Consider the following 12,854-nt stretch of genomic DNA (forward strand, 5'->3'; position numbering starts at 1 on the left):
ATCATGGCGGAGACGAGCCTGCGGGAACGCGCATTGCGGCACCTCGCGCGTCGCGAACACTCGCGCGCCGAATTGGTCCGCAAGCTCGCCCCGCACGGCTCCGCCGAAGAGATCGACGACGTGCTCGACCGCATCACCGAACTGGGCCTGCTCAGCGACCACCGCTTCGCCGAAGCCTGGGTGCGCGGCAAGGCCACCCGCTTCGGCACGGCACGCCTGCGGCGCGAGCTCGCACTGCGCGGGGTCGAGCGCGACACGATAGACGCGGCGCTCGAGGCCGAGGGCGTCGAGGACGACGTCGACCGCGCACGCGCCATCTGGCGCGGCAAGTTCGGCACCACGCCGGCCGACGCGCGCGAGTGGGCCCGCCAGGCGAGGTTCCTGCAAGGTCGCGGCTTCGGCACCGACGTGATCCGCAAGATATTGAAAGAGAACCCTGATGAGTCTGCTTAAGGTCGCCGGACTGCAGAAACGCTACAAGGCGCGCACCGTCGTCCACGATGTCGGCTTCGAGGTCGGCAGCGGCGAAGTCGTCGGCCTGCTGGGCCCCAACGGTGCCGGCAAGACCACCTGCTTCTACATGATCGTGGGCCTCGTACGTGCCGACGGCGGCGACATCCGCCTCGACGACGCCGAGCTCACGCACCTGCCCGTGCACGCGCGCGCGCGCCTCGGCCTGTCCTACCTGCCGCAGGAGATGAGCGTGTTCCGCAAGCTCACCGTCGCCGAGAACATCCGGGCGGTGCTGGAACTGCAGGGGCTGAACAGCGAGCGCGTCGACGAACGCCTCGAGGAACTGCTCGAGGAGTTGGGCATCGCCCATCTGCGCGACAACACCGCGGTGTCGCTGTCGGGCGGCGAGCGGCGGCGCTGCGAGATTGCGCGCGCGCTGGCGACCGACCCGCGCCTGATCCTGCTCGACGAACCCTTCGCGGGCGTCGACCCGATCGCGGTGCTCGACATCCAGAAGATCATCCGCTTCCTGCGTGACCGCGGCATCGGCGTGCTCATCACCGACCACAACGTGCGCGAGACGCTCGGCATCTGCAACCGCGCCTACATCATCAGCGAGGGCCGCGTGCTCGCGAGCGGGCGACCCGACGAGATCGTCGCCAACGAACAGGTTCGCCGCGTCTATCTCGGCGAGCATTTCCGCCTCTGATCCTGCCCGCGTAGCCCCATGAAACCGTCCCTCCAGCTCAAGATCTCCCAGCACCTCACGCTGACGCCGCAGCTGCAGCAGTCGATCAAGCTGCTGCAGCTGTCGACGCTGGAGCTCAACCAGGAGCTGGAACGCTTCCTCCTCGAGAACCCCATGCTCGAGCGCGAGGACGGCGACGGCAGCGACTTCGCCCCGGGTGCCGCGCAGCCCTCCGGCGAAGCGCCCGACTCCGGCAGCCAGGCCGACACCCCGACGCCCGGCGAGGAGGGGCATGGCGAGGCCGAACCGGCGAGTTTCGACGAAGCCGGCGAATGGTCGAGCGCGAGCAGTGGTTCGTCGAACCGCGACGATGACGACGACACCGACTTCCAGGAACTGCAGGCTGCCGGCACCAGCCTGCGCGATCACCTCGACCAGCAGGTGAGCCTGTCGCCGCTGTCGGATCGCGACCGCGCGCTGGTGCGCTTCATCATCGAGGCGCTCGACGAGGACGGCTACCTCAACCAGTCGCTCGAGGAGCTGCTGCCGCTGCTGCCGCCGGAACTCGAATACGACCTCGACGACCTCTCGATCGCGTTGCGCCACGTGCAGAACCTCGACCCGGCCGGCATCGGCGCGCGCAACCCGCAGGAATGCCTCAGCCTGCAACTCCGCGCAATGCCGTCGGACCCGACGCGTGACCTCGCGCTGAAGATCGTCGACGAGCACCTCGACCTGCTCGCTGAACGCAACTTTCTGCGCATCAAGCGCGCCACCGGCTGCGACGACGACGCACTGCGCGCCGCGCACGCGCTGATCTGCAGGCTCGATCCGCATCCGGGCTCGCAGCACTCGGTGCAGGAGACGCGCTACATCCTGCCGGATGTCGTCGTGCGCAAGATCCGCAACCGCTGGGCCGTCACGCTCAACCCCGAGGCGATGCCCAAGCTGCGCATCAACTCACTGTACGCCAGCATCCTGCAACAGAACCGCGGATCGGGCGGCGCGCTGACCAGCCAGCTGCAGGAAGCACGCTGGCTAATCAAGAACGTGCAACAGCGTTTCGACACCATCCTGCGGGTTTCGCAGGCGATCGTTGACCAGCAGCGACAGTTCTTCGATTATGGTGATGTGGCGATGCGACCCCTGACGTTGAGGGAGATCGCGGACCAGCTCGAACTGCACGAATCGACTGTTTCGCGGGTCACGACGCAGAAATTCATGGCCACACCGCGCGGCGTGTTCGAACTGAAGTATTTTTTCGGCAGTCACGTTGCCACCGACACCGGTGGGGCGGCCTCTTCCACGGCGATTCGAGCGCTGATTCGCCAGCTGGTGGAGGCCGAAGACAGGAAAAAGCCCCTGTCCGACGCGAAAATTGCCGAGTTGTTGGGCCAGCAGGGTATCGTGGTGGCGCGCAGAACGATCGCGAAATACCGCGAGTCACTCAATATTCCGCCGGTCAGCCTGCGCAAAGCGATCTGAAAAACGATCTGACAATACGAGGAAACATCATGAATCTCACCATCACCGGACATCACGTCGAAGTCACCCCCGCGATCCGCGAGTACGTCAATACGAAGCTCGATCGCGTCATCCGCCATTTCGACAACGTGACCAGCGTCAGCGTGATCCTGTCGGTGGAGAAGCTGCGCCAGAAGGCGGAAGTGACGCTGCACGTGCGCGGCAAGGACATCTACGTCGAGAGCGAGGACGCCGACCTGTATGCAGCCATCGACAGCATGGCCGACAAGCTCGACCGCCAGGTTCTCAAGTACAAGGCCAAGAACAACGACCACGGCCACGACACGCTGAAGCACCAGCAACCGACCGAGCTGTGATCCTTTAATTCACGCCGAGGGACCGGGGTGTGTTTATAATTCGCGCGTTTTCAACCCGCGCCTGCCGCACACCCCGAGCCTCCTCCCGCATCCGATCGGCAGCGGCACGGCCCGTGTCGTGCAGGTGGTGATCCGCATGAGCCTCATCGCCGAACTCCTGCCCCCCTCGAACGTCGTCATCGATCTGGACGCCAGCAGCAAGAAGCGTGTTTTCGAACAAGCCGGTCTCCTGTTCGAGAACCATCAGGGCATTGCCCGCAGCGTCGTCTTCGACAGCCTGTTCTCACGCGAACGCCTCGGCTCGACCGGCCTGGGTCAGGGCATCGCCATTCCCCACGGCCGCATCAAGGGCCTGAAGGAAGCCGCCGGCGCCTTCCTGCGCCTCTCGGCCCCAGTGCAGTTCGACGCTCCCGACGGCCGCCCCGTGACGATGCTGTTCGTGTTGCTCGTGCCCGAGCAGGCCAACGAAACCCACCTGCAGCTGCTGTCCGAGCTTGCGCAGATGTTCAGCGACCGCGACTTCCGCGAACAACTGCAGAACGCGCCCGACGTCGCGACGATCCATACGCTGTTTGCCTCCTGGGGTCCGCATGCGGCAGACCAGCGTCGCGCGGCTGTATGACCTGCACCGCGAACGGCTGGAGCTGACGCACGTCAGCGGCCGGCTGGACCGGGTCATCTCGGTCAACGAAGAGCGTATCTGGCCGGCCGACCTCGTCGGCCACCTGAACCTGATCCATCCGACGCGCATCCAGATCCTCGGCGCGGCCGAGCTCTCGTGGGCGCAGCGGCATTCGCGCGAAAAGGTCGCCCACCACCTCACCGAAATCATCGGTGCACGCCCGCCGGCGATCATCGTCGCCGACGGCTGCAGGATCCCCGACATCCTGAACGGCATCTGCGAGCACGCAGAGGTCGCCCTGATCACGACGCCACAACCGTCGGCGAGCGTGATCGACCAGTTGCGCCTGTACATGTCGCGCGAGCTCGCCGAGAAGGTCTCGCTGCACGGCGTGTTCATGGACGTGCTGGGCGTGGGCGTGTTCATCACCGGCAGCTCCGGCGCCGGCAAGTCCGAGCTGGCCCTGGAACTCATCTCGCGCGGCCACGGGCTGGTCGCCGATGACATCGTCGAATTCTCGCGCATCGCGCCAACGGTGCTCGAGGGGCGGTGCCCGGAGATGCTCAAGGACTTCATCGAGGTGCGCGGCCTGGGCATCCTCAACATTCGCACGATTTTCGGCGAGACCGCCTGCCGGCGAAAGATGCGCCTGCGCCTGATCGTGCACCTCGAGCGCCGCCTGCCGGGCCAGTCCGATCCCTCGCGCCTGCCGGTGCAACGCGAGACACAGGACATCCTCGGTGTACAGGTGATCCGCACGACGCTGCCCGTCGCCGCGGGGCGCAACATCGCGGTGCTGCTCGAGGCCGCTGTGCGCTCGACCATCCTGCAACTGCGCGGGATCGATTCAACGCAGGAATTCATCGACCGTCAGCAACGCCTGCTCGACGCCGACGGGGAAACCCTCTAAGCGGGAACGGCCGGCAAGACTCTTGCCGCAGTGCCGCATCGGCTGATACGCTCAAGGTCTTTGCGCCGCCCCGCGAAGGCCTCCCCGATGACTGCCGCAACACCGGATTACCTGGAAAAGATCCTCAATGCCCGCGTCTACGACGTGGCCGAGGAAACGCCGCTGGACCTCGCCACGAATCTCTCGGAGCGCGTGCACAACCGCGTCTTCCTGAAGCGTGAGGACATGCAACCGGTGTTCAGCTTCAAGCTGCGCGGCGCGTACAACAAGATGGCGCACCTGTCGCCGCAGGCCCTCAAGCGCGGCGTGATCTGCGCCTCGGCAGGCAACCACGCGCAGGGTGTCGCACTTTCGGCACAGCGCATGGGCGTGCGCGCGGTGATCGTGATGCCGACCTCGACGCCGCTGATCAAGGTCGAGGCGGTCAAGGCGCGCGGCGGCGAGGTGGTGCTGGCCGGCGACTCCTATTCCGACGCCTATGCCCACGCGGTCGAGCTCGAGAAGACCGAGAAACTGACCTTCGTCCATCCCTACGACGACCCGGACGTAATCGCCGGCCAGGGCACGATCGGCATGGAGATCCTGCGCGCGCACCCGGACCCGATCCACGCAGTGTTCTGCGCCGTCGGCGGCGGCGGCCTGATCGCCGGCGTGGCGGCTTATATCAAGCGCCTGCGCCCGGAAACGAAAATCATCGGCGTCGAGACCGTGGACGCCGATGCAATGACGCGCTCGCTCGCCGAAGGCCGGCGTGTCGTGCTCGACCAGGTCGGGCTGTTCGCCGACGGCACGGCGGTGAAGCAGGTCGGCGAGGAAACCTTCCGCCTGTGCCAGCAGTACGTCGACGAGATGGTCCTGGTCGACAACGACGCGATCTGCGCCGCGCTCAAGGACGTGTTCGAGGACACGCGCTCCATCCTCGAGCCATCGGGCGCGCTCGCCGTGGCCGGAGCGAAGGAATACGCAAAGCGCCACAACCTGCACGGCAAGAATCTCGTCGCGGTGGCATCCGGCGCGAACATGAACTTCGACCGCCTGCGCTTCGTCGCCGAGCGCGCCGAGGTCGGCGAGCAGCGCGAGGCGGTGTTCGCGGTAACGATCCCGGAGCGGCCGGGTTCCTTCCGCAAATTCTGCAGCCTGGTCGGCAACCGCCACATCACCGAGTTCAACTACCGCTACGCCGATCCGCAGCGCGCGCACATCTTCGTCGGCGTGGCGGTGCATAACCGCGCCGAGGCCACGCGCGTGGTCGAGATGCTGGAACGCCACGAACTACCGGCGGTGGACCTCACCGACGACGAGATGGCGAAGAGCCACATCCGCTACATGGTGGGCGGACACGCGCCGCATGTGAGCAACGAGCTGATCTACCGCTTCGAATTTCCCGAGCGCCCCGGCGCGCTGATGAACTTCCTCACCAGCCTGCATTCGGACTGGAACATCAGCCTGTTCCACTACCGCAACCACGGCTCAGACTTCGGCCGCGTGCTGGTCGGCATGCAGGTGCCGCCCGAGGACAAGGGCGCCTTCCAGGACTTTCTCGACCGACTCGGTTACGAATACGCGGACGAGTCGGCCAACCCCGCCTACCGCATGTTCCTCGGCTGAGCGGGAAACGCGCCCGCCTCGGTGACGATCCAGTCCATCGGGCGGTCGTGCGACTGCGGCCACACGTCGTCCACCCGCGCAAATTCGAAACCCAGCCCCACCGCGACCGGATCCATGACTGCCAGGGTGCGGTCGAAATAGCCACCACCGTAGCCGACGCGGTAGCCTGCGGCGTCGAAGGCATTGCACGGGACGAGAATCATGTCGGGAACGACCGGCTCGCCTTCGGCCGGATGCGGGATGCCGTGGCGGTCGAGTGGCATCTCCATGCCGGGAGTCCAGCGACGAAACTCCATCGGGCCGGCCTGGTGCGGCACCACGGGCAGCAGCGCGACGCGCGCGCTGTCCGCCGCCAGCCAGTGCGTGACCCAGACGCGCAGATCCGGCTCGCCACGGTAGGGCCAGCAGAAGCCCAGCGAGGTCGGGGCCTGGCGAGCGACGAGTTCGCCGAGGTGGGTTTCGAGATGGCGCATCAGCGCCGCGCGATGCGTCGCGGTGAGCGCCTGTCGCGCAGCGATGGTGCGGGCACGCAGGGCGCGGCGCTGTTCGGCCGGATCGGAGGCGGAGGCGGCAGGAGCAATATTCACTGTGGTATGGTCGGACTGATCGAAAGGGGATGGTAAGGGATGGCAAAGGGTTTGTGGGCGGCGCTGGCCTTCGTGCTGGCGGGCCTGACGCAGGGCGCCCACGGGCAGGACGGCGACGATCGCATTCTGGCGGCGCGCGAGGCGCTGCGCACCGGCGACCGTGCAACGCTGGAACGCCTCGCGGCCGAGCGCGAGCCGCACGTGCTCGATCTCTACGTACGCTACTGGCGCCTCACCAACATCCTGGCCCGCCCCGAGCCCCCGCCCGTCGAGGAACTGAACGAATTCCTGCTGCGCGAACCCGACAGCCTGCTCGCCGAGCGGCTGCGCGCCGACTGGCTGCGGCGCATGGCGCGCGAACTGGACTGGAGCGGCTTCCTGCGGGTCTACGCGGACCTGCGCGAACCGGATGCCGAACTGCGCTGCCTGCAGCGCAACGCGCGTCTGGAGTCGGGCGACCTGAGCGTGCTGGACGAGGTGCGCGCACGCTGGTTGGAGCTCGCGGACAACCATAACGCCTGCGAGCCGGTGTTCCGAACGCTGGCGCTGGCCGGGCACATCGGCAGCGACGAGCTCTGGTGGCGCGTGCGACGGCAGGTCGACAGCCGCAGCCCGTCGAACGCACGCGCCACGCTATCGTGGATGCCGGGCGCAGACGCGCCTCCACTCGCCGACTTTGACCGCATGATGAAAAGCCCGGCCGCCTGGCTGGACCGCCTGCCGGTGAACTTCACCGCGTCGCGCGCGGGACGCGAGCTGGCACTGGCGGCGCTGGCGCGTGTCGCGCGCGAGGACGTGTCGTCCGCCTACGCGCGCTTCGCGCGCATCGAGGAGCGACTGGGCGCCGACGAGCGCGCCTACATCCACGCGACGCTCGGCCACCACGGCTCCTTGCAGGGCTCGCCGGGGGCGGTGCGCTGGTTCCGCGCCGCCGGCAAGGTGCCGATGAGCGCCGAGCAGCGCGCCTGGCGCGTGCGCGCCGAGCTGCGCGTCGAGGACTGGCGCGGCGTGCAGGCGGCGATCGAGGGGCTCGCCGCGACCGAGCAGACGCAGCCGGAATGGACCTACTGGCTCGGACGCGCACTGGCCGCGCAGAACCGGCCGGCCGACGCGGCGGCGCTGTACCAGCGCATCGCCGGACAGCCCAGCTTTTATGGCATCCTCGCCGGTGAGGAGCTCGGCAGCCTCTTTGCCGCGCCCGTGCGCAACGGTAACGTCACGGCCGAGGACGTGGCACGCGCCGAGGCCGATCCCGGCCTGCGCCGCGCCCTCGCGCTGTACCGGCTGGAGATGCGTACCGAGGGCATGCGCGAATGGAACTGGTCGCTACGCGGCCGTGACGAGGCCTTCCTGGTCGCCGCGGCGCGGCTTGCGCTGCGCAACGAGATCTACGACCGCGCAATCAATACCGCCGAGCGCACCGACCCGCAGGCGAACTATGACCTGCGCTTCCTCACGCCATATCGCCAACTCATCGAGCCGCAGGTGCGCCAGCAGGGACTGGACATGGCCTGGGTATATGGCCTGATGCGTCAGGAAAGCCGCTTCATCGCGCCGGCACGCTCGGGCGCGGGCGCCCAGGGCCTGATGCAGGTGATGCCGGCGACGGGCAAGTGGGTCGCCCGCAAGATCGGCCTCACCGGCTACCACCCCGGCATGCTGACCAACCCCGACACCAACGTGCTGCTGGGAACAAGCTACATGCGCCTGATCCTCGAAGATCTCGACGAACATCCGGTGCTTGCGTCCGCCGGCTACAATGCCGGACCGGGACGCGCACGCAAATGGCGTGACGAACGTCCGCTCGAAGGCGCGATCTATGCGGAGACGATCCCCTTCGACGAAACACGTGACTACGTAAAGAAGGTGATGGCGAACGCGGTGATCTATGCCGCCATGCTGGAGGCGAAGCCGCAGTCGCTGAAGACACGCCTCGGCACGATCTCGCCGCGGCTGGCGGCGGAGCCCTAGGGACTCGTCGGCCCCGCACAAGGAGGCAGCAACATGAAACTGGAACGCGTCGTACTCGTCGGCGGCACCGGGTTTGTGGGTCGCGCCATTGCAAACCGCCTGTCGCGCGAAGGCGTGGCCGTGCAGGTGCCCACGCGGCGCTATACCCATGCGGGCGCACTGCTGCCGATTCCGACGGTCGAGGTGGTACAGGCCGACGTCCATGACCCGGCGAGCTTGTCGCAGCTGTTCGCCGGCGCGGACGCCGTCGTGAACCTCGTCGGCATCCTGCACTCGCGGCCGGGCAAGCCCTATGGTCCCGACTTTGCACGGGCCCACGTCGAGCTGCCGCGCAAGATCGTCGCAGCCTGCCAGGCGGCCGGTGTCGCGCGTCTCGTGCACATCAGCGCGCTCGGCGCGGCGGCCGACGGTCCGTCCGAATACCAGCGCTCCAAGGCCGCCGGAGAGGAGGCGATACGCGCAGCCGGAGATGCCCCCGCATGGACGATTCTGCGCCCGTCGGTGATCTTCGGCCGCGAGGACAACTTCCTCAACATGTTCGTGCGCCTCGCGCGACTCTTTCCCGTGCTGCCGCTCGCGGGCGCGCATGCGCGCTTCCAGCCGGTGCATGTCGATGACGTCGCCGAGGTCGTGTGGCGCAGTCTCACCGAACCCTCGGCGCGCAGCCAGACTTACGAAGTGGCGGGGCCAAAGGTGTACACGCTGCGCGAGCTGGTCGAATACGTCAGCGAGCTCTCCGGCCGTCCGCGCCCGGTGATCGCGCTGCCCGAGGGCCTCGCGCTGCTGCAGGCGCGGCTGATGGAGTTCGCGCCGCAACCGCTGATGAGCCGCGACAACGTGCGCTCGATGCGCGTCGACAACGTCGCCGGCGGCGCCCCCCTGCCCTTCGGCCTGCAGCCCGCCGGGCTCGAGGGGCTCGCGCCGACCTGGATCGGCGAGGGGCATCTGCGCGCCCGCTACTACCCGATGCGCAGCCGTGCGCGCCGTCCGCGCCACGGCTGAGCCTTCTGCTGCACCCCGACACCCCCACGGAGACGAGCGCATGAAACTGATCATCGGCAACAAGAACTATTCGTCCTGGTCCCTGCGTCCCTGGATGGCGGCACGCGCCTGCGGCCAGTCCTTCGAGGAGATCCGCATTCCGCTGTTCATGGAGGGCAGCCGCGAGCGCATCCTGCAGCACTCGCCCTCGGGCAAGGTGCCCTGCCTGATCGACCACGGCCTCGCGGTATGGGATTCGCTGGCGGTGTGCGAATACCTGGCGGAGAAGTCTCCCTCGCTGTGGCCGGCCGATCCCGCGGCACGCGCAGTGGCGCGCGCGATCAGCGCGGAAATGCACTCGAGCTTCCAGGATCTGCGCGAGAACATGCCGATGAACATCCGCAAGGACTACGCCGGCAAGGGCCGCACGCCCGGCGTCGACGCCAACATCGCACGCATCGAGGCGATCTGGAACGACTGCCGCGCGCGCTTCGGGACGAAGGCAAACCCGGGCGGACCGTATCTCTTCGGCGCCTTCTCGATCGCCGACGCGATGTATGCCCCGGTGTGCTTCCGCTTCAAGACCTACGGCGTGCAGCCGGCCGGTGCCGCCGGCGAGTATCTCGCGGCGATGCTCGCGCATCCGGCGATGAAGGAATGGGAGGCGGCGGCGCGCACAGAGACCGAATCCATCCCCGCCGAGGACCTGTACGGTTGATGCGCTGCTACGTCGTCGGCGGCGCCGTGCGCGACCGCCTGCTCGGCCTGCCGGTGCAGGATCGCGACTGGGTGGTGGTCGGTGCGACGCCTGAGGAAATGCTCACGCGCGGCTTCCGCCCGGTTGGCAAGGACTTCCCCGTCTTCCTGCATCCGCGGACCAACGAGGAATATGCCCTCGCGCGCACCGAGCGCAAGAGGGGGCGCGGCTACACCGGCTTCGTGGTGCATGCCGCGCCCGACGTGACGCTGGAAGACGATCTGCTGCGGCGCGACCTGACGATCAACGCCATCGCCGCGGACGAGGACGGCACGCTGATCGACCCCTACGGGGGCCAGGCCGACCTCGCCGCGCGCGTGTTCCGCCACGTGAGCCCGGCCTTTGCCGAGGACCCGGTGCGCATCCTGCGCGTCGCGCGCTTCGCCGCGCGCTTCGGCGATTTCACGGTGGCGCCGGAAACGCTGGCGCTGATGCGCGCGATGGTCGCCGACGGCGAGGTCGACCACCTCGTGCCCGAACGGGTGTGGCAGGAGCTCGCGCGCGGGCTGATGGAGGACAAGCCCTCGCGCATGCTGCGCGTGCTGCGCGAGTGCGGCGCGCTGGCGCGTATCCTGCCCGAGGTCGAGCGCCTGTTCGGCGTGCCCCAACCGGTGGAACACCACCCCGAGGTCGACACCGGCGAGCATGTGCTGCTGGTGCTCGACCACGCCGCGAAGACGCAGCAGCCGCTGCCCGTGCGCTGGGCCTGCCTGATGCACGACCTCGGCAAGGGCGACACGCCCGCCGACATCCTGCCGCACCACTACGGCCACGAGGCGAAGAGCGCCACCCGCGCGCGTGCGGTGTCGGAGCGCCTGCGCGCGCCGGTCGACTGCCGCGACCTGGCGGTGATCTTCGCGCGCGAGCACGGCATCCTTCACCAGGTGGAGAAGCTGCGACCGGAGACCGTCGTGAAGGTGCTGGAAACGGTCGACGCCCTGCGTCGGCCCGAACGCTTCGCGCTGCTGCTGGAAGCGGCGGCCTGCGACTACCACGGCCGTCCCGGCCGCGACGCGCCCTACGTCCGCGCGGAGCGCTGGCGCAGCGCGCTCGCGGCGATCCAGGGCGTGGATGCGGGGGCGATCGCGCGGGCCTGCGAGGACAAGTCGCAGATCCCGCAGCGCGTGCACGCGGCGCGCGTCGCCGCGGTCAAGGCGCAGGGCGGCCGGACGGCCACCGATGCGCACTGAGTTCGTGCGGTGCAACGAACCCATCGCCGCCGGCCGTGGTCACAATGCGCGCAAGACCGCCCAGGCGACCAGCGAGAGCAGGATCGTGCTGGTAAAGGGCAGATGAAAGGCGCGCCCGAAGACGCGAAAATGCAGATCGCCGGGCAGGTGACCAAAGCGCAGTCGGGCCAGCCCCGGGCGGAACAGGCCGAGAACCAGTACCATCAGCACGATCACGACGAGCCACTTCAACACGCACTGCTCCGTAAAAACAATCAGACATTAGACCCCGCACGGCCGCGCCGCCGCAACATGCCCGCCCAGGACAAGAAGAAAGAATGACCGACACCACGCCCCCGATCTCGCCCACCGCAACTCCCGCTGCTGTGGAGCTGCGCGCATGAACGCCAACCGTTTCGGCGACCTCGAAGTCCTCGCCTGCAGCCCCTCGGGCAAGCCGGCGTTCTCCACGCCCCTGCTCTTCATCCACGGCGCCTACACCGGCGCATGGTGCTGGGCCGAGCACTTCCTGCCCTACTTCGCCGACGCCGGCTACACCTGCTACGCGGTGTCGCTGTCGGGGCACGGCGGCAGCCGGCGGCACGCCGCGCTCGACACGCTGTCGATCGACGACTACGTGCGCGACGTCGCGGAAGTCGTCTCGCGCCTGCCCGCGGCGCCTGTGCTGATCGGCCACTCGATGGGCGGAATGGTGGTGCAGAAGTACCTCGAGCGCGCGGGCGTGCCAGCCGCGGTGCTGCTGTGCTCGGTGCCGCCGCAGGGGCTCATGGGCTCGGCGATCGGGCTGATGTTCAACAAGCCCAACCTGATCCACGACCTCAACAGCATGCTCAATGGCGGGCATCCCGCGCCGGAGAGCCTGCGCGAGGCGCTCTTCCACCAGCCGGTCGACGACGCCGCGCTGATGCGCTACTACCGCCTGTGCCAGCCCGAATCGCATCGCGCGATCTGGGACATGACCCTATTCAACCTCCCGCAGCCGGCACGCATGCACCGCCCGCCGATGCTGATCCTGGGCGCGGAGCACGACCACCTCATCCCGCCCGCGCAGGTGTCGATGACCGCGGCGATGTACGGCGAACCCGCGCACATCTTTCCCGGCCTGGGACACGGCGTGATGCTGGAGCGCGACTGGCGCCCGGTGGCCGACCACATTGCCGCGTGGCTTCCGACACAGATTGTTTAATCACACGCTGGAAATCGTCATCATTCCCATTCATGATGGAACTGTGGGTGCGAGGAGGCA

14 protein-coding genes are annotated in these 12,854 nt (G+C 68.0%); 12 read left to right on the forward strand and 2 right to left on the reverse strand.

Annotation, left to right across the window (positions count from 1 at the left end; all coding sequences use genetic code 11):
- Positions 1–3: 3 nt before the first annotated feature.
- From recX to ilvA, 7 genes are all read left to right on the forward strand, one after another.
- On the forward strand, positions 4–453 hold the full coding sequence (gene recX, locus ToN1_RS10890) for a recombination regulator RecX (protein ID WP_169208843.1): 450 nt from the start codon (positions 4–6) through the stop codon (positions 451–453).
- Positions 440–1,162, forward strand: a complete 723-nt coding sequence (gene lptB, locus ToN1_RS10895) for an LPS export ABC transporter ATP-binding protein (protein ID WP_169208842.1) — start codon at positions 440–442, stop codon at positions 1,160–1,162. Before recX ends, lptB begins: the two co-directional genes overlap by 14 nt.
- An 18-nt stretch (positions 1,163–1,180) precedes the next feature.
- Positions 1,181–2,626 carry an RNA polymerase factor sigma-54 gene (locus tag ToN1_RS10900; protein WP_169208841.1) on the forward strand — a complete coding sequence of 482 codons (1,446 nt, stop codon included), beginning with the start codon at positions 1,181–1,183 and terminating at the stop codon, positions 2,624–2,626.
- A gap of 29 nt (positions 2,627–2,655) precedes the next feature.
- Positions 2,656–2,982 carry a ribosome hibernation-promoting factor, HPF/YfiA family gene (hpf, locus tag ToN1_RS10905; RefSeq protein ID WP_169208840.1) on the forward strand — a complete coding sequence of 109 codons (327 nt, stop codon included), beginning with the start codon at positions 2,656–2,658 and terminating at the stop codon, positions 2,980–2,982.
- 136 nt (positions 2,983–3,118) lie between these two features.
- Positions 3,119–3,604 carry a PTS IIA-like nitrogen regulatory protein PtsN gene (gene ptsN, locus ToN1_RS10910; protein ID WP_169208839.1) on the forward strand — a complete coding sequence of 162 codons (486 nt, stop codon included), beginning with the start codon at positions 3,119–3,121 and terminating at the stop codon, positions 3,602–3,604.
- Complete coding sequence (gene hprK / locus ToN1_RS10915) at positions 3,573–4,514, forward strand: HPr(Ser) kinase/phosphatase (protein ID WP_169208838.1); 942 nt, start codon at positions 3,573–3,575, stop codon at positions 4,512–4,514. Before ptsN ends, hprK begins: the two co-directional genes overlap by 32 nt.
- A gap of 87 nt (positions 4,515–4,601) precedes the next feature.
- Positions 4,602–6,122 (forward strand): threonine ammonia-lyase, biosynthetic, encoded by a 1,521-nt coding sequence (gene ilvA / locus ToN1_RS10920; RefSeq protein WP_169208837.1) that lies wholly within the window; start codon positions 4,602–4,604, stop codon positions 6,120–6,122.
- Here ilvA and ToN1_RS10925 read toward each other — a convergent pair.
- Complete coding sequence (locus ToN1_RS10925; protein ID WP_169208847.1) at positions 6,101–6,703, reverse strand: 5-formyltetrahydrofolate cyclo-ligase; 603 nt, start codon at positions 6,701–6,703, stop codon at positions 6,101–6,103. The two genes, ilvA and ToN1_RS10925, sit on opposite strands and share 22 nt — an antisense overlap.
- Positions 6,704–6,748: 45 nt before the next feature.
- On the opposite strand from ToN1_RS10925, the gene ToN1_RS10930 reads away from it, so the two are divergent.
- The 4 genes from ToN1_RS10930 to ToN1_RS10945 are packed head-to-tail and all read left to right on the forward strand — an operon-like array spanning position 6,749 to position 11,608.
- The gene (locus tag ToN1_RS10930) at positions 6,749–8,680 is read left to right on the forward strand and encodes a lytic transglycosylase domain-containing protein (protein ID WP_210148092.1); all 1,932 of its coding nucleotides are present in this window, start codon (positions 6,749–6,751) and stop codon (positions 8,678–8,680) included.
- Between the two features lie 33 nt (positions 8,681–8,713).
- Positions 8,714–9,682 (forward strand): complex I NDUFA9 subunit family protein, encoded by a 969-nt coding sequence (locus ToN1_RS10935; protein WP_169207334.1) that lies wholly within the window; start codon positions 8,714–8,716, stop codon positions 9,680–9,682.
- A 40-nt stretch (positions 9,683–9,722) separates the two neighbouring features.
- Positions 9,723–10,379, forward strand: coding sequence for a glutathione S-transferase family protein (locus ToN1_RS10940; RefSeq protein ID WP_169207333.1), 657 nt, complete (start codon positions 9,723–9,725; stop codon positions 10,377–10,379).
- Positions 10,379–11,608 (forward strand): multifunctional CCA addition/repair protein, encoded by a 1,230-nt coding sequence (locus ToN1_RS10945; protein ID WP_169207338.1) that lies wholly within the window; start codon positions 10,379–10,381, stop codon positions 11,606–11,608. The genes ToN1_RS10940 and ToN1_RS10945 overlap by 1 nt, the downstream gene beginning before the upstream one ends.
- Before the next feature lie 39 nt (positions 11,609–11,647).
- Here ToN1_RS10945 and ToN1_RS10950 read toward each other — a convergent pair whose 3' ends face one another.
- Positions 11,648–11,842, reverse strand: coding sequence for a DUF2905 domain-containing protein (locus ToN1_RS10950; protein WP_169207332.1), 195 nt, complete (start codon positions 11,840–11,842; stop codon positions 11,648–11,650).
- A gap of 145 nt (positions 11,843–11,987) precedes the next feature.
- On the opposite strand from ToN1_RS10950, the gene ToN1_RS10955 reads away from it, so the two are divergent.
- Positions 11,988–12,794 carry an alpha/beta hydrolase gene (locus tag ToN1_RS10955; RefSeq protein WP_169207331.1) on the forward strand — a complete coding sequence of 269 codons (807 nt, stop codon included), beginning with the start codon at positions 11,988–11,990 and terminating at the stop codon, positions 12,792–12,794.
- Positions 12,795–12,854: the final 60 nt, after the last annotated feature.

The organism is Aromatoleum petrolei (genome assembly GCF_017894385.1).
Taxonomy (GTDB): Bacteria; Pseudomonadota; Gammaproteobacteria; order Burkholderiales; family Rhodocyclaceae; genus Aromatoleum; species Aromatoleum petrolei.